Annotated in this window: 16 protein-coding genes; 8 read left to right on the top strand and 8 right to left on the bottom strand. The window is 40.4% G+C overall.

Going from position 1 to position 20,907, the window contains the following annotated elements:
- The 4 genes from K8S13_RS24385 to K8S13_RS24370 form a co-directional block, all read left to right on the top strand.
- Nucleotides 1-1,500, top strand: a 1,500-nt coding sequence (locus tag K8S13_RS24385; RefSeq protein WP_291466331.1) for an EF-Tu/IF-2/RF-3 family GTPase, incomplete at its 5' end; no start/stop codon positions are given.
- A 141-nt stretch (nucleotides 1,501-1,641) separates the two neighbouring features.
- Complete coding sequence (locus K8S13_RS24380; RefSeq protein WP_291466330.1) at nucleotides 1,642-3,492, top strand: GNAT family N-acetyltransferase; 1,851 nt, start codon at nucleotides 1,642-1,644, stop codon at nucleotides 3,490-3,492.
- Between the two features lie 89 nt (nucleotides 3,493-3,581).
- Nucleotides 3,582-4,328, top strand: coding sequence for a protein-L-isoaspartate(D-aspartate) O-methyltransferase (locus K8S13_RS24375; RefSeq protein ID WP_291466329.1), 747 nt, complete (start codon nucleotides 3,582-3,584; stop codon nucleotides 4,326-4,328).
- A 1-nt stretch (nucleotide 4,329) separates the two neighbouring features.
- Nucleotides 4,330-6,741: a hypothetical protein gene (locus tag K8S13_RS24370; RefSeq protein ID WP_291466328.1), complete on the top strand. Its 2,412-nt coding sequence runs from the start codon at nucleotides 4,330-4,332 to the stop codon at nucleotides 6,739-6,741.
- Between the two features lie 17 nt (nucleotides 6,742-6,758).
- Here the strand turns inward: K8S13_RS24370 and K8S13_RS24365 are convergent, their stop codons facing one another.
- Both K8S13_RS24365 and K8S13_RS24360 read right to left on the bottom strand, forming a co-directional pair.
- Nucleotides 6,759-7,943, bottom strand: coding sequence for a hypothetical protein (locus K8S13_RS24365; protein WP_291466327.1), 1,185 nt, complete (start codon nucleotides 7,941-7,943; stop codon nucleotides 6,759-6,761).
- Between the two features lie 250 nt (nucleotides 7,944-8,193).
- Nucleotides 8,194-8,649 (bottom strand): DUF3795 domain-containing protein, encoded by a 456-nt coding sequence (locus K8S13_RS24360; protein WP_291466326.1) that lies wholly within the window; start codon nucleotides 8,647-8,649, stop codon nucleotides 8,194-8,196.
- A 117-nt stretch (nucleotides 8,650-8,766) separates the two neighbouring features.
- Between K8S13_RS24360 and K8S13_RS24355 the strand changes: the two genes are divergently transcribed.
- Both K8S13_RS24355 and K8S13_RS24350 read left to right on the top strand, forming a co-directional pair.
- Nucleotides 8,767-9,762, top strand: a complete 996-nt coding sequence (locus K8S13_RS24355) for a GlxA family transcriptional regulator (protein WP_291466325.1) — start codon at nucleotides 8,767-8,769, stop codon at nucleotides 9,760-9,762.
- Between the two features lie 126 nt (nucleotides 9,763-9,888).
- A complete protein-coding gene (locus K8S13_RS24350) occupies nucleotides 9,889-10,269 on the top strand; it encodes a DnaJ domain-containing protein (protein ID WP_291466324.1) in 381 nt (126 codons plus the stop codon).
- Between the two features lie 56 nt (nucleotides 10,270-10,325).
- On the opposite strand, the gene K8S13_RS24345 is transcribed toward K8S13_RS24350, so the two are convergent.
- Nucleotides 10,326-11,498 (bottom strand): site-specific DNA-methyltransferase, encoded by a 1,173-nt coding sequence (locus tag K8S13_RS24345; protein ID WP_291466323.1) that lies wholly within the window; start codon nucleotides 11,496-11,498, stop codon nucleotides 10,326-10,328.
- A gap of 166 nt (nucleotides 11,499-11,664) precedes the next feature.
- Between K8S13_RS24345 and K8S13_RS24340 the strand changes: the two genes are divergently transcribed.
- A complete protein-coding gene (locus K8S13_RS24340; protein WP_291466322.1) occupies nucleotides 11,665-11,925 on the top strand; it encodes a helix-turn-helix transcriptional regulator in 261 nt (86 codons plus the stop codon).
- 78 nt (nucleotides 11,926-12,003) lie between these two features.
- On the opposite strand, the gene K8S13_RS24335 is transcribed toward K8S13_RS24340, so the two are convergent.
- Both K8S13_RS24335 and K8S13_RS24330 read right to left on the bottom strand, forming a co-directional pair.
- Nucleotides 12,004-14,181 (bottom strand): hypothetical protein, encoded by a 2,178-nt coding sequence (locus tag K8S13_RS24335; RefSeq protein WP_291466321.1) that lies wholly within the window; start codon nucleotides 14,179-14,181, stop codon nucleotides 12,004-12,006.
- Nucleotides 14,182-14,373: 192 nt separating this feature from the next.
- Nucleotides 14,374-15,729, bottom strand: a complete 1,356-nt coding sequence (locus K8S13_RS24330; protein ID WP_291466320.1) for a pyridoxal phosphate-dependent aminotransferase — start codon at nucleotides 15,727-15,729, stop codon at nucleotides 14,374-14,376.
- A gap of 148 nt (nucleotides 15,730-15,877) precedes the next feature.
- Here K8S13_RS24330 and K8S13_RS24325 point away from each other — a divergent pair, with 148 nt between their 5' ends.
- Nucleotides 15,878-16,699, top strand: a complete 822-nt coding sequence (locus tag K8S13_RS24325; RefSeq protein ID WP_291466319.1) for an MBL fold metallo-hydrolase — start codon at nucleotides 15,878-15,880, stop codon at nucleotides 16,697-16,699.
- A gap of 2 nt (nucleotides 16,700-16,701) precedes the next feature.
- On the opposite strand, the gene K8S13_RS24320 is transcribed toward K8S13_RS24325, so the two are convergent.
- From K8S13_RS24320 to K8S13_RS24310, 3 genes are read right to left on the bottom strand one after another with little or no spacing between them, the layout of a single operon-like run.
- Complete coding sequence (locus K8S13_RS24320; RefSeq protein WP_291466318.1) at nucleotides 16,702-17,421, bottom strand: FadR/GntR family transcriptional regulator; 720 nt, start codon at nucleotides 17,419-17,421, stop codon at nucleotides 16,702-16,704.
- A 19-nt stretch (nucleotides 17,422-17,440) separates the two neighbouring features.
- The gene (locus K8S13_RS24315) at nucleotides 17,441-18,607 is read right to left on the bottom strand and encodes an FAD-binding oxidoreductase (RefSeq protein WP_291466317.1); all 1,167 of its coding nucleotides are present in this window, start codon (nucleotides 18,605-18,607) and stop codon (nucleotides 17,441-17,443) included.
- Nucleotides 18,604-20,679, bottom strand: a complete 2,076-nt coding sequence (locus K8S13_RS24310; RefSeq protein ID WP_291466316.1) for an FAD-dependent oxidoreductase — start codon at nucleotides 20,677-20,679, stop codon at nucleotides 18,604-18,606. Before K8S13_RS24310 ends, K8S13_RS24315 begins: the two co-directional genes overlap by 4 nt.
- Nucleotides 20,680-20,907: the final 228 nt, after the last annotated feature.

Genomic DNA, 20,907 nt, shown 5'->3' with positions numbered 1-20,907 from the left:
TTTGTTCTTAAAAAAACCTTTGAATCCAATCTTCCCGTCATGGTCATTATTAATAAGATTGACCGTAAAGATGCCAGACCCGACGAAGTGCTGGATATGGTGTATGATCTTTTCATTGATCTTGACGCCACGGAAGAACAGCTTGATTTTACCTATCTATATGCCATTGGCCGTGATGGTATTGTTAAAAAAGAACTGGATGATGATGTTGACAATTTAAGCATTTTATTTGATCTCATCCTAAAAGAAATGCCCGCCCCGACCTATGATCCTGATGCCCCCTTTCAGATGCTGGTTTCAGATCTCGGGTATTCCGACTATCTTGGGCGGCTTGCCATTGGTAAGATTTTTAACGGCAGTGCAAAGTCCAATGAAAATCTTGTGTGCATCAACGAAAATAGTAAACTTTTATCGTTAAAAGTATCCAAACTTCAGTCCTATGAAGGGTTGACTCTTCTCCCTGTAGAACAGGCCCAGGTGGGTGATATCATTGTATTGTCCGGTATTGAGGATGTCAAAATCGGGGATACCATCTGTACAAAGCTCGAACCTGTGCCTTTAGAAAGAATCACAGTGGATGAACCCACAGTGTCCATGCAGTTCTCTATTTCCACATCTCCCTTTGCCGGTCGCGAAGGAAAATATGTTCAGTCCAGAAAAATCAAGGAGCGTCTTTTTAAAGAAACCTTAATGAATGTCGCCATAGAAGTGGAAGAAAGTACCACGGATGAAAGTTTTACAGTCAAGGGAAGAGGGGAGCTTCAGCTTGCCATCCTGATCGAGACCATGCGAAGAGAAGGATTTGAACTCTGCGTGGGGCGGCCCAAGGTTATTTATAAATATAAGGAAGGAAAAACACTGGAGCCCATTGAACATTTGTTTGTGGATTGCGGTGAAGATTTTCTCGGTGTTGTAACGGAAAAATTGTCCATTCGAAAAGGCAAGATGATCAACCTTGTGAATAACGGCAAAGGCAGAGTGAGAATTGAATTTTCAATTCCTTCAAGATCCTTGATCGGGTATCGGGATGAGTTTATGACAGATACCCGGGGAACCGGGATTATGAATTCATACCTTTCCGGATACGAAGCACACAGGGGAGATTTTCCTGTCCGATTTAACGGGTCCATTGTTTCAGACAGACAGGGCAAAGCCGTTCCCTATGCATTGTTCAACCTTGAACCCAGGGGACAGATGCTTATTGAACCCGGAACTCCGGTGTATGAGGGCATGATTGTCGGAGAACATAATCGGCATCAGGATATTGACGTGAATGCCTGCAAAGAGAAGAAACTTTCCAACATGCGGGCATCCGGGAAAGACGAAAATGTTGTCTGTTCGCCGATTAGGATCATGACCCTTGAAAAGGCCCTCCATTTTATCCGGGATGACGAAATGGTGGAAGTCACGCCACAATCCATCCGTCTTAGAAAAACTGTGCTCAATGCTTCCCAGCGTCAGGTTTTGAAAGCAAAACAAAAAAAGAAGGATAACAAATAAAATACGCTTTAATGAAAATCATCAGATGAACAGATAAAAATTTACAAAAAATATTTTTTTTGCAAAAATAACCGCAAGGTATTATAGTACTAAAAAAAATGTTCCCTTGTATCTTTCCGGGACTTTAATCAAGGTATCAATATGAATTGGAAACAAAAAATTGTTGATCCTGATATTGTCATGAAAAAGATCAGGCCGGGAATGAGTATTTTTTTAGGCACGGGTGTTTCTGAACCTCGCACCCTGGTAAAGCACTTAATGAGCTCCGATAATAAGAAGCTGGTCGATCTTGAGCTGATTCAGCTTGTGAATTTCAGTGATACCATAACCCTTAAAACACTTGATTCCCATAAATACCGGCTAAAGACATTCAGCTCGGGCAATATGATAAATAAGGCGATTGCCAGAGGGTTGGTAGACCTGATTCCCATTCGGTTCAAAAGATTGCACCGGCTGTTTGACTCCGGGCTCATCCAGGTTGATGTCGCATTTATCCAGATTTCCCTGCCTGATGATTCAGGAAATGCCAGCTTGGGGATTTCCATTGATGTGGCACGGGCCGCCATGGAACAGGCATTCCTTGTTGTGGGTGAGATCAATCCTAAAATACCCAGGACCTTTGGCGATACCTTTGTCAATATGTCGGAATTTGACCTGCTGGTCTATTCACAGGATGATCCGGTTTATTTTGAGCGCTGGCAAACCAGCTTTATTTTTGACCGAATAGCCCACCGCATTGCTTTACTGATCCAGGACAGAAGCTGTATTGCATTTTCCATCGGCCCTTTGTTTGAATCCCTGAGTAAAAAATTGATGAATAAACGTCATCTTGGGGTACACTCCCCCGTGTTTACCGATGCCTTGATGGAACTTGTGAAAAGCGGGGCAGTGACCAACCTTCATAAAAATCTCTTCCAGGGAAAATCCATTGCATCCTATGCATTTGGAACGCCTGATCTCATGACCTGGCTTGACCGGAACCATATGGTGGCTTTCCAGGGAATCCAGACGGTTTTTGACCCGGTCAATATTGGTAAAAACCCACGGTTTGTTGCAGTGATTCCCGCGCATAAAGTTGATCTGTCCGGCCGTATTGTTTTACACCACGGTAGAGGCAATGTCATCAGCGGTCCCATGGAACTGATGGATTTTTTCTTAGGGGCTCAGATTTCCAAGGGGGGGCGTATCATATTCGGCCTTCCCAGCAGGAACCTTAACAACCGCACCAATATCAAACTTTCAATCGAACGGTACTACAATCAGCTGGGATTTGAAGAATCCATTGACATGGTGGTTACAGAATACGGAACTGCCATGCTCAACGGCCTTTCCATTCGGGAACGGGCCCAGGCCCTGATCGAGATCGCCCATCCGGATGACCGCCTGGAGTTATTTAACAAGGCAAAAAAGAAAAATATGCTCTATCCTGACCAGATATTTTTAAAGGAAAGCAGTCATCTATACCCCCATGAGATTCACGAGCAGCAGACCTTTAAAAATGGGATCAAGGTGAGGTTCAGGCCTATAAAGCCCTCGGATGAGGAACAAATGAGGCGGCTGTTCTACCGTTTTTCCACTGAAGCCATCTATAACCGATATTTTTACTCCATTACCACTATGCCCCATTCAACAATGCAGGAATATGTCAATATTGACTGGAACCATACCATGTCAATCGTAGGGATGGTCGGGGAGCCCGGAGAAGGCATTTTAATAGCCGAGGCCAGGTATTTAGGGGAAAAATCAAGCCCAAATGCTGAAATTGCCTTAATTGTTGATGAAAAGTATAACAACCTTGGCATTGCCACCTATATGGTAAATTTGTTGATGAAACTTGGAATAGAAAGGGGTATTAAGGTTTTTACGGCTGAAGTTTTGTTCTCCAATCATAAGATAATGAAGGTGTTTAAAAAGGCCTGCCCAAACCTTAAGAGCGAACGGGAAGACGGTGCGTACAGCGTTTTCATGCCTATCAGCCATGCTGATGGATAAGGCATAAAATTCTATGCGATTGCTTTTTTATCAGATTTAGTGAATAGTAATATATAATCAATTCCCCTTAAAATTTTGCGAGGCCGGGAATGAAAGCTTTAAAATTCATTAATAAATTTCGGATTATTCTTTTGCTCCTGATTATGTTCGGTTTTTCAGCCGGTTCAGAAGCAATTGGAAAATCCGATGATTATGCTGCTGCCCGTAAAAATATGGTTTTATATCAAATCAGGCATCGGGGTATCACAAACCCGGATGTATTAAATGCAATGGAATCCGTGTTTCGTCACGAGTTTGTCCCAGAGGCGTACAAGAAAAAGGCCTATGAAGACAGACCATTGCCTATTGGTTATGGCCAGACTATTTCACAGCCTTATATTGTTGCGCTCATGACCCGGCTGCTCAATGTGGATAAAGGGTCCAGGGTCTTAGAAATTGGAACAGGCTCAGGATACCAGGCAGCAGTCCTGGCCCGGATCGTCAAGGAAGTGTACACAATTGAAATTGTAAAACCGCTACATGACTGTTCCAATAAGCTCTTAAAAACTCTGGGGTATCAAAATATCCAGACCTTGAATGCAGACGGCTATTTTGGATGGAGCGCCCATGCACCCTTTGATGCCATCATTGTCACCTGTGCTTCTGATTTTATCCCTCCCCCTTTAATAGACCAGTTAAGCCCTGGCGGGCTCATGTGTATTCCGGTTGGACCGCCTTTTAAAGTCCAGCACCTGGTTTTGATAAAAAAAGGAAAAAAGGGAGAACTCTCAACCAAAGTTATTACCTCTGTACGATTTGTCCCCCTTACAAGAAAACAGTCAAGAAAAGAGGAATAAGTTGAAAGTACCCGGCCCAGGAATTGTTAATTTCAGTGTTTTCTTTACCTCTTTTTCGATTCTTAGTTATGAAATAATTTTTACACGGATCTTTGCCTGGGCACAATGGCATAATCTTTCACCGCTGATTATCACCATGGCTCTTTTGGGATTTGGTGCCAGCGGTTCGGTTGTCAGTGTGATTCAAAAAAAAATTGAAACCAGGTATTCACTGTTTTTTTTCACAGGCCTGATATTGTTTCCTGTTTTTTTAACCGTTGGATTTATCATCTCCACAAGGTTGGTTTTTAATCCCTATGAAATGACCTTTGGTATGGGACAGATCATCAGCATGTTTTTCTACTTTTCCCTCATGGGGTTTTCTTTTTTTCTGGGTGCTTTGATCGTCTGCATTGCTTTGTTAAAACACTCTGTTTCAAAGACCTATTTTTTTAATCTTCTCGGATCAGGAGCCGGTGCCCTGGCAGTAGTTGCGGCATCATTTTTATGGCACCCCTTTAATATAATGATGGGCATTATCCTTATTGCCATGGTACCTGCATTGGTAATGGCTTTTCAGGGCAGTGTCAAATATGTCTGCACTGCCGGCATCATAACAGTTATTATTATAACAACTTTTTGTGTGCTGTTTTCTTTTCCGGATTTTAAAAAAGTATCTCAATACAAAGCCATTTCAGGGGCCTTAAACCTGCCCGATGCTCAAATTGTTCATGAAGCTTACTCTCCTCTGGCTGTCGTACAGGTGGTTCAGGCAAAAGGACTTCGCACAACTGCGGGCTTAAGCCTGATATCCCCCTTTCAGGTACCCATCCAGAAAGGAATTTTTTTTAACGCAAGTTCAATGAGCCCCATAACCCCCTTTAAAGGTAATAAAAACGATATACGATACCTTCAACATCTGGCACCCTATCTCCCTTTTCATGTGATGGAGAAAACTAAGAGAAACCATGTGCTGATTATCGGGTCAGGAGGAGGAGAATCTATATTAAAATCAATTTTAAGCCAATTTAAACATATTGATGCACTTGAAGTGGATACTCGTGTCATTTCTCTTATGAAAAATCAATTCGGGGCTTATTCCGGGCATATCTACACCAGAGAAAATGTGACCATCCATAACAATGAAGCAAGAAGTTTTATAAAACAGACCCCCAAAAAATATGACCTTATCGAACTGTCCATGATTGATGCCTACAATACTGCTGCATCAGGCGTGTATGCCTTAAATGAGAGCTATTTGTATACCATTGAATCCATAAAAGACTATGTCGGGCATTTAAATGACAACGGGCTTCTGGCCATCAGCAGATGGGTGGTCACCCCTGCAAGGGACAACCTTAAGATATTCAATATGGTGATAGAAGCGTTACAGCAAATGGGAATGGATGACGTTGATAAGCATCTGATCGCCATACGGTCACTTCAGACCCTGACATTACTGGTTTCCAAATCTCCCATCCTGAATGAAATGATTGATAAAAGTAAGAAATTTGCCAAAGAACGGCTTTTTGATCTGGTCTATTATCCAGGCATTAGTGAAAAACAAGTCAATCACTTTATTCAACTTAAAACACCAGTGTATTATCAGGCACTGCAAAAACTTTTGTCCAAAGAGTCAAAGAATTTTGTTGATGCTTATGACTTTGATATCCGTGCTGCCACGGACAACAGGCCTTATTTTTATAATTTTTTTAAACCCGCAGTCATCAGATATATTAAAACCTATGGCCCGTCCCAGATCCCTGTCACCGAATGGGGATACCTGATTTTATTGATCATTCTTTTACCTGTTTTGATTTTAAGTTTTATTTTTATTGTTTTCCCCCTGCTGATAATGGGTCAAAGAGTAACAAGGAGAAAAAAAACCATATTTGCCTATTTCTCTCTAATTGGTGTGGGGTACTTTTTTATTGAAATGCCCATGATACAGAAGATGATTCTTTTTTTGGGCCATCCTTGTTATTCTCTTTGTGTTATTATTGCAGGACTTCTTGTTTTTTCCGGCATCGGCAGCCTGTTTTCAACCAGGCTTTTCCCTGAAAGCAAACGGATCCTTTATTCAAGCTTTATTATTATTCTTGTGACAGGATTTTATCTCATCTTCATGGACCCGATATTCTCATTTTTCATCTCCTTTTCCCTTGGACAAAAAGTGGTTCTCACCCTGATGATGATTGCACCTTTGGGTTTTTTTATGGGGATCCCCTTTCCCTGCGCCTTGAACTTTTTAAAAGGAGAAGATGAGTTTTCTCTGGCCTGGGCATGGGGGATTAACGGTTTTTTTAGCGTTATCAGTATCCTTTTGGCAACTGTTCTTGCCATCATCTTTGGATTTAAAGCCGTCATGATGATTGCCATTCTCTGCTATGGCAGTGCCGGGGTTTTGTCTATTCAATTCACCAGGGAAAGATAAAAGTCTTGCTAGAAGATTTATGGATTTTTATTACCCAGTAGTCTGAAAAGATGATCGGCTGCCATTGCGGCACCATTTAGATTAATCGTTTTTTCTTTTTGTCTTGGCGCAAGAATCTGGTTCTTCAACGCCGCAAAGAGTTCGTCGTGATTTAGATCGTTTTCTCTGAAAACAAGAAGCTGATTTCCTGTTTTCATCAGGAGTTGTCGGAGATGAATGTCCTGCTCCTTATCCTGCATCTTCCGGACCAGAACAACACAAGGTATCCCAAGGTGAAGAATATCCATTAAACTATTATAACCACCATATATAAGGGCGCATTTTGAATTGACAAGTGCGTCATTATAGCGGCTGCTGGGAATTTCAATAGAGCAGTGGTCAAGATCCTGAAATAAGGAATGAATTTTTATATCATCTTTTGAACCTTCCTCCACACCAATAAATATCTGCCATTTACCATGGGATGCTCCTAAAAGACGAAGTGCTTCTGCCAGCTCAACAATGAAGTCAAATGTTGACTCACCAAGCCAGGGTATGGACACTGTTCCGGCCAGGTCCACGTCAGTACTCAATTTTTTTCTCTGTTGTTTGTGAATCTCTGTTAACCTGGAGACATAACCACATTCAACAGGAGATATACCAAACTGGTTTTGGAGCTGTTTCATATTTTCATTGCCCAGTACAGAGCTGTCACCATACCAGAGAAGAGCACTATAATATTTCTCAAACAGTTCGCAGGCAAGGGTAGACCGGACCTGTGGAACCGCACCTATAACTCCGCGTATGCCAAGTACCCATTTTGTGTCGGTTTTGGTAGTTTCCTCAAGTGCACCCCTCAGCTCTTTATGCTTACCTTGTGGAGAGTGATCAGCAAGAACAATCCGTGGCTGATAGAGTTCAATAATGTGGCGCAAAGTTTCAGATCTGATCTCACCAAGCTGCTTATCTGTAAAATTACTCTGACCATCTATTCCCCGTGATTTGCCGTTAATAACCTCTGTTTCATATGAAGGGAGCTTGAGCCAGTCAAGGGGTGCAGAACCGATAAGTTCCCGGGAAATCTGACAACCAGAGATAAAAAGTACTTTCAAATCAGGATAGATGCGACGCAGGGCCAGGCCGATACCGATACTGCGGCTGGCATGCCCCAGTCCCCGACCATCATGGGCATAAATTAAAATATCAAGGCGAGGCAGAGCCATATTGACCATTTCCTATTTTTATATATTCATTGAAAAAATATGACTAATGTATTTGTTTTTTTAATACATTGCAACCAATGGTTTGTACCCGGTATGGCTTGGATAGGTCATAGCAGCAAGGACTGAACAGCCAGAGCAAATAATGCCTTAAATGATTGATCGCGAAAATCTATAACCTGAATAACGCCCGGCCATTGGCGCCGGCAGCCCCGTTTCAAAGGGACCTGCCGGACTTTTCATGGGGTGTTTTTCAGAGGTATCTGGGGCGGGTTCTGGTCTTTTCATAGAATTGTTCTATGCCTGCTTTTTTGATTTTTTCGTTGAGCATCACCCAGGTTTTATACAGGTGTTTATCAAAATTGGTTTTGTCACAGGGGAACTCTTCACACTGAAAGCAAAAATCAATTTGTTTTTCCTGGTGACAGCTGCGTACTCCACAGTCTTTAAACAGCCTGCACTGTTCATTACGGCATCCCTTGCAGTTTTCCGAAGTAAAGTAATCCAGCATTTCCTTAAAATCCGGATATTTTTTAAAAATTGGATCACCCAGCAGGGTTTCAAATTTTTTGGCATAGATGTCGAAATTCCTCAGTTTTTCTTTGAGTTTCAAACTGTACCTGCGGATATCTCCATCCACGTGGGCAAAGCATTTTTCACAGCTCAGACCGCAGGGGGCCAATGAGGCTTTAATTTGTTCAGATACCATAGTCTCTCCTTTCGTTAAATAAATTTGATTATAAGGGTTGTCTTACAGGAAAAAAAGTGGCATAAACGACATTATAAGTGGCGATATCGACATTTATCCTTTATTTAAGGGAGACCAATGAAAAAAGTAACCATTCTCGGACTTTATAACTCCATGGCTACCACCATTTTCGGCCCCATGGATATCTTTAACCAGGCAGGACGGCTCTGGAATCGCCTGAGCAAGTCCCCTCAAACCCCATTTTTTGACGTCACCCTTGCCTCGGCAGACGGACAAGTCATTCGATCCCTGTATAATGTCCTTATCCAGCCCCATTGCGGTATTGAGACAATTCATAAGACAGATTTGATTATCATTCCATCGGCCACCTATATCAAACAGATTCTTAAAACAAGTCCTGGACTGGTTCCCTGGATCCGTCGACAATACAACCAGGGTGCCCATGTGGCCAGTATCTGCACAGGAGCGTTTTTACTGGCCCAAACCGGTTTGCTGGACGGAAAATCAGCCACCCTTCACTGGGGGTTTGCCGAGATGTTCCGGCAAAAATATCCCCGGATCAATTTAAGACAGGACCAAATGTTCATTGACCAGGGCCGCCTCTATTGTGCGGCAGGGGTGAATGCCGGTATGGATTTATCCCTCTACCTGGTGGAAAAATTTTGCGGCCGGCAAACCGCTGTACAGTGCGCCAAGACCATGGTCCTGGATTTGGGACGGGAAATGCAGGCCCCCTACGGCTGTTTTCTTTTTTCCAAAGATCATGGTGATCCTTTGGTTATAAAGGCCCAGAAGTGGATAGAACAGCATCACACCCAATCAGTTGATTACGACCGGCTGGCCGAACAATACCGGATGAGCCGCCGTTCTTTGGAACGCAGGTTTAAACAGGCCACTTCTGTCACTCCTTTGGGGTATCTGCAGCAATTAAGGGTGGAAAACGCCAAACACCTGCTGGAGGACGGCAGCCAGACCTTCAATGAAATCACCTATCTGGTCGGGTATGAGGATATTTCCTTTTTCAGGAAAGTATTTGTCAGGCTGACCGGCCTGCGGCCAAAAGAATATCAGCAGCGGTTTACAGGTTATTCCGACAAACCCGTTCTGCAATGACCCTTCCATATCAGCGCTTAAAATTTTTTTATACTTTTATTGACAAAAACCAAGTTTCTATCCTATATTTCAAATTTTCAACGTGTATCAGCGTTGGCGTTTATCAGGATGATTGAGGTAAAAGTGATGAATTTGAAAAATTATTACAGTCTGTTGAAAATCGATAGAAGCGCTACAGAGAATGAAATCAAGAAAGCCTATCGAAAACTTGCCATGGAGTTCCACCCGGATGTTAACACAGATAAAGATGCGGAAGATAAATTCAAGGCGGTCAGTGAGGCCTATGCAGTGTTAAGCGACAGTCAAAAACGGTTCATTTATGACCAAACGGGAAACACCAATTTTGCCGGGTTTGGAAACATGGCAAACCGACCATTTCCCCGGGGTCGGGGAATGGGAAGATGCAGGGGCATGGGCGGAAAGTGCAGTGGTATGGAGGCACTTTTCCGAAGGCGACCCCGGTATGCAAAAGAAACACCAGCAACACCCGGTGTCATACCGGAATGACCTCTTGAAAGGCTATTTAATTGTTATCAGTAAGGCCTGATATTGAAAAGGAAAAATCAAGATGCCTTTTCTCGAACAGACTCAGGAGTCCACAAGCCTTTTTCAACTCTTTTTTTATAATATTTTTCAGGGATTAAAGAATTTATATCATTCCTTATTTTTTCAAGATTTGACCTGTCTTCATGTATGTTTTTAAGTCTATTAATTATGCTTTCTATCGGTCCGATCTCGACTCCAATCCATCTTCTTTTTTTTATTTCAGAAACAGCATAAGTGGTACCAGATCCACCAAATGGATCAAAAACAAGATCCCCTTCATTTGAGGACATTTCTATTATCCTGTCCAGCAATCTAACGGACAATTCATTTGAACCATTTCTTTTTTTATATTTTGCATGTCTTACAGGTGGAATATCAAGCCATACATCGCTTATATTTATTCCATTGGGGTTCATTTTGTTTTTATAACCGCCATAATCTTTCAGATCACCATAACAATGGGGGCAGATGCCCATGGAAAGTCTGTCCGGGTGAAAAGTATTGGGCTTTTTACCTTTGCAATAATAAAGCAGTGAGTAGTGTGACGGATACAATCTTCCTCTGACGGGGAGAGAATATTTAATATCTACTGAAATCCAGTGTCTGAATGTTAATATTGTATTTAAAAATTCAGACATATAAGAATTCCATTTGGGAAGATTCCAAATAAAAAAACTTCCACCAGGCTTCAATATCCGTGTGCATTCAAATGCCCAGCTTTCACACCATGATAAATATTGATCTGTTTTAAGATTATCATTGATTTTTGATGGATATAACTTGTTTAAATTAAAAGGTGGGTCGGCAAAAATAAGATCAATGCTATCGTTTTCAATTGTCCTGATCAGGTCCAAACAATCACTTTGGTACAGGCTGCCAAGTTCTGTTTTAAAGGTAGGTTTAATATTTTTTATAGGTTTCTTCTCTACTTTTTTGGGCGATAAGAGTTCACTAATATGTTCAGCGTTTTCTGATATTAATGATTTTAGTTCTCGATTCAAATTACCCATTAAAAGCATTAGTTCAATTTTTGAAATTCCAGTTTCCTTTAATATTAGTTCCAAATCCGTTTCTGACGGTGTTTTATTGGCTTCATTATAGTATTTAAGTCTTTTGACTGGGATTCCGGTTTTTTTTGAAAATCTGTTCAAAGACAGACTGTTATCTATTTGTAACGCTTTGAAAAGCATATTTTTTTGCTACCTTTTTTATATTCGCTATTTTGAATTTCATTTTTCAATTTTAATTAGTAGCACATAAACTTAGTCTGATCAATTGATAATTTGCAGACTATAGTCTGTAGAACCTGTTTTTAAAACTATGTATTGTTGCAATATCAAAATGGAGAAATTTAATTTGAATACGGAAAAAATATTTGGTCAAGTACTTCGGAAATTCAGAACATTAAATAAATTGTCCCAGGAAAAATTATCCCAGGAGTGCGGCTTAGACCGCAGTTATATATCACTTCTTGAAAGAGGTTTAAGACAGCCTTCTTTGACGACAATGCTGCTGCTTTCCAAGATTTTAAATACAACTGCTGCAAACATGGTTCATGATGTAGAGGAGATTTTAAGTGAAAATACTAAAAACGGAATTTCTAATAAAAAAAGGTGAGTTCGCCCGGTCAAGAGAATTTGAAAGCATATCTGCTTAAAGAAACGGCATTGATTATTATATTGGGATGGAATTAGATTAAAAATAAGTTCCTTCAGCTTTTTTTGTTAATTTATAAGCTTTTCGAAATCGACCAGAATGATCTGGTTTCTTTTCATAATAAACAAGGTCAAATTTTTCTTTTTTTAATTTTTTCATTCTTTGACCTACAAGCTGATAGCTACAGTCAACTTCTCCTGCAATATCTTTAGGAAACAGTGGATCGAAATCATTTTGTTTTTCATGGATAGTTGATAACATTCTTAATTCTACTTCAGGTAATTTGGCATCCGATTCAATTTGAAGGATTTTTTTATTCTGAGTTACTAATTCTTCTATTTCACATGATTTCTGGCCACATTGCTTACACATCATGTGAAAAGATTGTATCATTAAAAGCTCAGAATAAGGATACTCTGTCTGGCAAGACTTGCAAACGATTTTTTTCCTTTTATCTATAAAAAATTGGATTTCATCATCAAGGAAGAAAAATCGTTCCTTCAAATAATCCTTGTATTCTCTTTGTTTGGTAGGTTCCCAAAATTTGATTCTATTTTGTTCACAAAGTCCTAGGTGAAAGGAGTAAATAGAGGCAACCTTTTTATCCGTTTTAACACTTACTTCTCCAACTTTATTAATGAAATAATTATTAAATAAAAATTTAATAAGATGTTCCTTCGTGTGACTTATATGAAAGTGACTTACAGGTGGCGTTTTTCCATAAAGATTTTTATATTTAGTATCAGTTATTCTTGTTTGGTTCCCTTTTTGTTTTTTGACAAGCAAGTTTAGTAACTCAAGCTGATTTAATATATCAATTGGCGGCGAAAAGGGAACATCTGATTCTCTTGCCTGGTACTGACTTGTTATCTCAAAATATTTTAATTGGGAGCTATAATAATTTTCGGCTCCTTTTCTTATAACGGTAGGTGTGATTTGTTTTCCAATTGAAATTTGAGAGTTTGCTGCAAACTCGAGAATTTTACCAATCAGTCTAGGTGAGTTATACGAAGCCTGAAATAAAACCCTGTAGTAATCTTCTTTAGTTCCAGCATTTTTATCGAAAAAATCAAAAAAATTAGATTTAGGACAAAAAATTTCAAATCTTTTTTTAATAAGTTGCTCTGTAAATTTTAATGCTGCGAAATGTTTATCTGTTAAATTATAATTTTTATATATTGCATCAAAATCAATATCGACAACATCAATCTTTGTGCTGTCTATCTCACTGCCTAAATAGCATCTATTTGGGTATCCAGCTATAGAGACATGGATATTATGTTCAGACCATTGATGAAATTGTGATAGAATTGAATTGCTTAGAAGTCCTTGATATTCTTTATTAAGTTCAGAATAATCATCTGCAAAAATATATAGTTTAGTAATACCGACTTCACCTAAAATTTTAAATAATCCTCTAAAAATTTCACGAGGTTTAAAAACAGAAAGAAAGATACCACTGTAATCTTGAAAATCCATCTTCTTAGATAGATCTGATTCGTTTGTTTTATAGCTCAACTCAAGACCTGCTTTCGCAGCTGTTTGGCCTTTTATCAAATCGGTATTGATCTCTGTTTTTATTCCAGCCCCTAATCCACTATCCTTATTATGGTTTGATTGATTCTCCCTGATAAGGTGTTTTTGCTTGATTATTGAAACCTCTGAATCATTCGGGGTTTGTAGAGTTTGAATTAAATTTTTCAACGATTTGGTAGTATTTGTATATTTGTCCTTGCCAAATTTTTTCAGTATCCTTAGTTTGAAACTTTTTTTAAGTTTTTTGCTTATTTCCTTAATCAGATCGGTAAGAATTTTTTCAATAAAATTTCTTCTATATATATATTCCTGAATATCTTCTTGGGTTAGAATATCGGATGCGGTTGCAAGGATTTTTTCGATCTTTTCAAATAAATCATATTTTTCTTCTTTAAGGATTTCAAAGCAATTCACATAGGTGGCGATAGATTGTTTTTCATTAGAGAGCTTTTCTTGGCAAACATTAAACAATATACTTTTACCGGTCCCCTTTCTACCAAGAACTAATGAAAATCTTGAATCAATTATTCCTGCAATAGTACTATTACCAGGTAACGGATCTATATAAGCTTTTTCGATAATAGACGAAGAATCTTCAACTAAAGAATCAAATGAATGTCTTCCATAGAATGTTAAGGATTTTACTAGTTTTTTAAATTTCTTAAAATTTTCATTTTTCATTTTTGAGGACATCTTTTTCTGTTATTAAACAAACTTATAATATCTGGTCAGTGAAACCAAGGGGAACCTTTTCTATGGCCTTATATTAAATAAATATTTAATTGTCAAAAGATTATAGTCATTAATATTTTGTAAAAAATAAACAGGCGTAGCTCCTATAGAAAGACCACTCACAATTACGTACAAATTATTTTACAAATTGATAACTTTAAAATCACTTCCTTCTGGATGATCCTTTTCAAAGGATTGCAAGCGGCCTTCAAGATCTTTGAACCTCTCCTGCCCTGTCAGAGAAACACATGCCCGCAACCCTTCATGTCTGTCACTTCCCGTGGTGGTCAGAGAAATAGCGCTGATGCCATAGTAAAGGAGTTCTTCTACCAGTTCGATCCCACTGAACCCGGGATATGAAATGGTAAAATAAAATCCATCGGCTATTTTTTCATCCTCATCCATGTCATAGACAATCTGAAAGCCATTGTCCGTGAAAAGTTTTTTCATGACCTTTGCCCGGTCTCCATACTCTTTGACACTTTCCACAAAATTATAGTCACCATTGTTGACCGCCTTTAAAAGACCTGTAAGCCCCCACTGGTTGGTATGGGAAACACCGGAACTTAAGGCATACATGGCACCGAAAATGTAAGCATAACCAAAATTATTGGAGCCGAAATAAGGTTCAAGATTATTTCCTTCAGAGTTAAACAGTTTGTCCGGGATGGCGGTCATGCCGATTCTCTGGCCCGCTAGGGAAAAGGCTTTGGAACTTGAAATGAGCAGGATGTAATTGTCTGTATATTTAGCAACAGAGGGGATAAAGGGTTTTTTTCCGGGGATGGAATAGTCTTTCCTGAAATCCATGCCAAAATAGGCCAGGTCTTCCATGACGATGCAGTCATACTTTGTGGCCAGCTCGCCAATGATCTGAAGCTCCTGATCGGTGAAGCAGATCCAGGCAGGGTTGTTGGGATTGGAATACATAAGGGAGGCAATATCGCCTTTTTCAAGATAGGATTCAAGTTTTGGTTTGAGTTTGTCACCCCTGAATTCATATACATCAAAATTATCATAGGGCACGCCAATGACGCTAGCCTGGCGTTTGTTGACAGGGAAGCCCGGATCTATGAAGAGGATTTTGTTTTTGTCTTTCAACCTTCGGGTGGTGCACATCATGGCCATATAGCATCCCTGCATGGAGCCCACCGTGGGAAAACAGGATTCAAGCTTGATGTCCACATCAATAAAGCGTTTAACAAACCGGGATATTTCAAGTTTTAATTCAGGGATACCGTCAAAGGGCGGGTATTTTGAGCCAACCCCTCTTTTTAAAGCTTTGATTTCCGCATCCACTGCTATTTTCGGGGGATCGAAACCCGGCACCCCCATTTCCATGCGGATATATTTTTCATTGGCAGCTACTTCAATATTATTTACAATCCGGTTCAGCTCCCTTATGGAGGCAAGGCCAACGGATTTAAGTCCCATTTTTTCTATTTCCTGTTTGACGATGGAAGGGTCAATCGGAGTTTTTTTGGGTGGTGTCTTCATCTGTTCTCTCTTATTCATTTAATTAAAAAAATAATCAATTATTTAATGCATCCTTATATAAAGGATATGGGTTTAAAATAGCAAGAGTATTCATGGTAATTTTTGGGCTTTGAAAAATTTTAAAAACAGCTTATAAAGGGCATTGATTATGCGGCTTTATAAAACATATGATTTGAAGGGAATCAAAGGGTTTAAACTTGGCTGGTCTTTGTTTGGTCAACCTATGATGACGGTCTATTGCTATGTGTTTGATGACCTGATGATGGATACCGGACAATCTCATATGGAAAAAGAAGCTCTTGAAATTGCCGGGGCCCATAATATAAAAAGGATATTTTTAACCCACCACCATGAAGATCACAGTGGTAATGCAGCAGCCATAAAGCAGGCATTTGATGTGCGGGTATTTGGGCATCCTTTGACAAAAGAAAAGATGAAAGCCCGGTTTCATATTTTGCCCTATCAAAAATATATGTGGGGGAAAGCCATGCCGTTAAGCATGGAGCTTGTTCCACAAAGCATTAAAACAGCTCTGGGTGACATGGTTCCAGTTCACACACCCGGGCATTCCAAAGATCATACAAGTTATTTTTTAAAAGATGCAGGTGTTTTGTTTTCAGGGGACCTTTACCTTGCTGATAAAATCAAGTTTTTTCGTGAAGATGAAGATATGGGAATCCAGATTGCATCTTTGAAGAAGATTCTTAAATTGGACTTTCAAACCCTTTTGTGCTGCCACTATCCAAAGCTTGAACACGGTAAAAAACATATAGAAAAAAAACTTGGATTTTTAGAAGAGCTGTATGGCAACATCATTGTTCTCTGGAAAAAAGGGGTTTCTGAAAAACAGATATTCAAGGCTTTAAATCTAAAAGAAGATTATATGATTAAATATTTTTGTTTTGGAAATGTCAGCATGATCAACGGAGTAAGGTCTGCTGTCCGCCATTATGAAACGAACAAAGGGTAGACTTATTTGGAATTATTATTTATTTTTTCCTGCATTTTATCACTGAACCGCTTAACATGATCCATCATAATTTCTGAAGCGGTCTTAGCGTCATTGGCTTTCATGGCATCAATGATTTTTTCAAAGTCTGTGAGGTTTTCAAGGGTTCTTTGCTTGTTCATGGGAAGGTATTCTTCATAGTATTGGTGAATATTGTCATGAATACTTTTTTGTACAAACTGAAACACGGGGTTCCGTGTCATGGTGCCGATATAGGTATGCGCTTTCTCATCGGTCTTTAAAAAATTTTCCCAGTCATTTTTTTCAAAAAAGGCTTTTGCTTGATTATAGATGGATTCCAGTTTCTCGATGTCTTTTTTTGTGGCACGAGTGGCAGCCAGTTCTACCAGGCTGCCCTCGATTTTGATTCTAAATTCTGCAAGGTGTTCAAGGGAGACACCTCCTGAACGGATTAAAAGGGCCAGGGATTCAACAATGGGCTCGGCATCAATGCGTTTGACAATAGCGCCGCCTGTGACGCCCAGTTTGATCTCAATGAGCCCTTTTTGCTCAAGCACTCTTAAAGCTTCTCTTAAGGTTCCACGGCTGGTATTGAACCTGTCTTTTAATTCCCGTTCCGGCGGAAGCTTTGTGCCGGGTTCAAGTTTGCCGTTTATAATGGCATCCTGTATCTGCTCAACCACATCCTGGAATACTCTGCTTTGCTTGGCTTTTTTAAACATTGATTTGTTTGCAAGGCTCCTATTTGAATTGTTCTATTCCTGAGAAATCTCTGTATAAATTAAAATGTTTTAGAACATCTATATCCTCTTGTGTCAACTCGCAAGTCACAATTCTGGCTAATAATTCTCCAAGCCCTGGCCCTAACATATAGCCCTGGCCGCACATGCCGATGGCATTAATAAAATTAGGAAATTCTTTTGTTTCTCCGACAATGGGGAACCCGTCAGGTGTCATGGGGTATTGTCCCCTCCAGGTTCGCCTGACTTTAAGATTGGCAAGCTTTGGAAAGAGAGCCACCATCCGTTTTGCCACCTGGGGAAGGAATACGGATGTGGCTTCACTATCTGTCCCTTTCATCAGATGTTTGGGCGTCAGGCAGAAAATCACCTGGCCCTCATTGTTCTGGTAAAAATAGAAATTGGCTGAATCTTCCGTGGCCGGATCCTGGGAAGGTCTTAAATCAACGACCATGGGACCGAAAAATCTTTGGACCGGTTCTGTAATGGCACCTTCATGGCTGTCCGGTTCAACCGGGAAATCAAGGCCGATCATCTGTCCCATCTCCCGTGCAGTGTTGCCGGCGGCATTGATGACCTTGGCGGCTGTGTATTCATCTTTGTCGGTTTTTATTTTTATTTCTTTGTCACTTGCAATGGTGATGGCACAAACGGTTTCTTTAAATTTATATTGGGCACCATATTCAAGGCTTTTAAAATAAAAGGCTTGAATGGCCAGCAGGGGGGAGGCACTGCCATCCTTTGGCGAATAGGTTGAGCCTTTCAGGTTTTTTTTATTAATACCGGGTACGATTTTAAGATATTCGACCGGGGTCAGCCAGTCAATATCCAGGTTAAAAGATTTTTGGATTTTCATCAAATCCTTTAATTTTCTGGCATCTTCATCTGTATAGGCGGGAAAACTGTACCCGTTCTGAATCCAGCCGATATCATCGCCATGTATCTCTTTCCAGGTGGAAAAAATTTCAATACTTCTTAAGGAGGTGGTAATTTTTCCTTTATCGGAATGGGTGGCCCTGATGCCGCCGATGGCCTTTTTGTTCTGACCCTGACCCGGGGACGCAAGTGCATCAATGACAAGGATCTTGACTTTGTTTTCAGCCAGGGACAAAGCAGCAGGTATACCAACAGAACCTGCACCGATAATGATAACATCATACTTTTTCATTTTTGACCTCCATTGGCAAATTTACCCAAGGGAACTTCAATATACAGGGGGCGCCGAACATTGTTGACGATATCTTCCTGGGCTGTTTTTTCTGCCCAGAAGATCTGTTTCATCAGGTTTTCACAGGTTTTATACCCGCAGGGTCCCATGCCGGCCCTTGAAATGGCCTTGATCTGGTTCATATCTGTAATGCCTTTTCTGACAAGATCCCTGATCTCACCTGCTGTTACTCTTTCACAAAGGCAGATCACTTCATCGTCTTGTATATGATCATGGGGGATTTTCCGGGTCAGTTCCCGGGTAACTTCTTTTTCCTGGATGGTAAACGCCACTACCTTTTTAGCAATATCCCCAGGCACTCTGACCCTTACAATCTGGGTCCGATCGCTTTCTTTTGTTGCCTTTGCCCCAAGCGCCGTATAAGTGCCCAGAGGATTTCCATCCACATCAACCAGGGCGATGTCATCCCCTTTTTTGACTTTAATATTGGCGATTTCATAGGGAAGAAAGACCACAGGATTGTCCTGATCTTTCCTGTAATCCACCAGGGTAATGGCAAGTCCCGGACAAATGGTAAGGCATTTCATGCATCCCTTGCATTCACCGTCAAATTTGGGCAGACCTTTAATGGGATCTCCCTGCATTTGAATGGAGCCTTCAGGGCAGATTGTACTGCAGGGGTTGCAGGGGATTTCCTGCTTGCAGTGAATGACCGGAAAGATTCCCTTTTCATCGGCCGGGGCTTCAAGCTTCTGGACAGGGCCTGGATGGGATTTGAGGATATCTGCTTTTTCATACCAGGCTTTTGGGATCTGCTTTGCATCAGGAATGAAGTGCTGAACCACTTTTAATCCTGCGATTTTACCATTGAACATGGCGGATGATGCTTCGGCTATTTCAGAAGCATCTCCTGCGGCAAAGACCTTGATGCCGGCGGATTGAGCTTCTTCTGTAAATTCTGAAACAGATTCAAGCCCCACGGCAATAAGAATTGTGTCACACTCAAAGGTTTTTTCAGTGCCCTCAAGAACCTGGAAGTTTTTATCGATCCCGGCAATGGTAACCGAAGAAACCGATTCTTTTCCATTGGCCGATACAATGGAATGGGAAGTGTATATGGGAACGCCAAGTCTTTTGAGCTTGTCTTCATGAACCTTGTATCCCCCGCATTGGGGCAGGGCTTCACAAAGGCCCACAACGTTTATACCGGCCTGCAGGGCATGGTATCCGGCAATAATGCCTACATTGCCACCGCCAATGATAAAGAGTTTTTCCGTGGGTTTGATAAGATCCCGGTTCACAAGGGTCTGGAAGGCTCCTGCGCCATATACCCCGGACAATGAATTGCCTTTGAATCTTAAAAATTTTTCCCGGGCCCCGGCAGCATTTAAAATCACTTTAGGGGTGACAATTTTATAGACTCCGTCTTTAAGGATGCCCACTTTTTTGTCATCAAATACATAAAGCACGGTACTATTTTTCCAGACATCAATATGCGTGCTGTCTTCAACTTTTTGAGCCAGCATGCGACCGATATCCATGCCGCGCATACCGGCATGGGAGTCTTCCACAGAACCGAAAAATTTATGGGTCTGCAGCACTAGTTTTCCGCCAAGCTCATCCTTATCGTCCACCAGAATGGTGTTGATCTTATGTTCTTCCAATTGAATGGATGCAGACAGCCCTGCGGGCCCGCCGCCAATGACAAGTACATCAGTGGCTGTATGTTCAATATTGCTGATTTGCGGATTTTCATCCACATCAGGAAGTTTGGGCAGTCCTTCAACACTTTCAACAATCATATTTTCTTTGATACCGGTCATACAGGCTTTAACGGGTATGCCGTTGGCAATGACCGTGCATTTCGCACATTGCCCGTTGGCACAAAAAATTCCCTGGGCAGACCCATCTTTATGGTGATGACCGAATATCTTTATATTGTTTGCAAAAAGTGCAGACGATATCATTTCATTCTTTTTGCCCACAAGTTTTGATTTGTTCCAATAAAAAGAGATTGTCTCTTTTTGGGGAACATCTAAAATCGGGTGAGCGTTAATTCTATTATTTGTCATAGTCTCTCCTGAATATACAATTTTGCCATGCTAATGGTTAAACCATTCGATATTATTTGTCAATAATATTTTTAAATCAGAAAATATTTAAACCTGGTTCAGATTGATTGAATATCATTTAGGAAAAAAAGTTCCTATTTTTATGAAAAACTTTTCATAAAATATGAAAAGTTTTTCATAGTGAGTGGGTCATGTTTTTTACGGAATTTTTATATGAAACATGGCTTT

The organism is Desulfobacula sp. (assembly GCF_021107415.1).
Note: the sequence above shows the minus strand (reverse complement) of the source record. Positions and strands in the feature narration are given on the sequence as shown.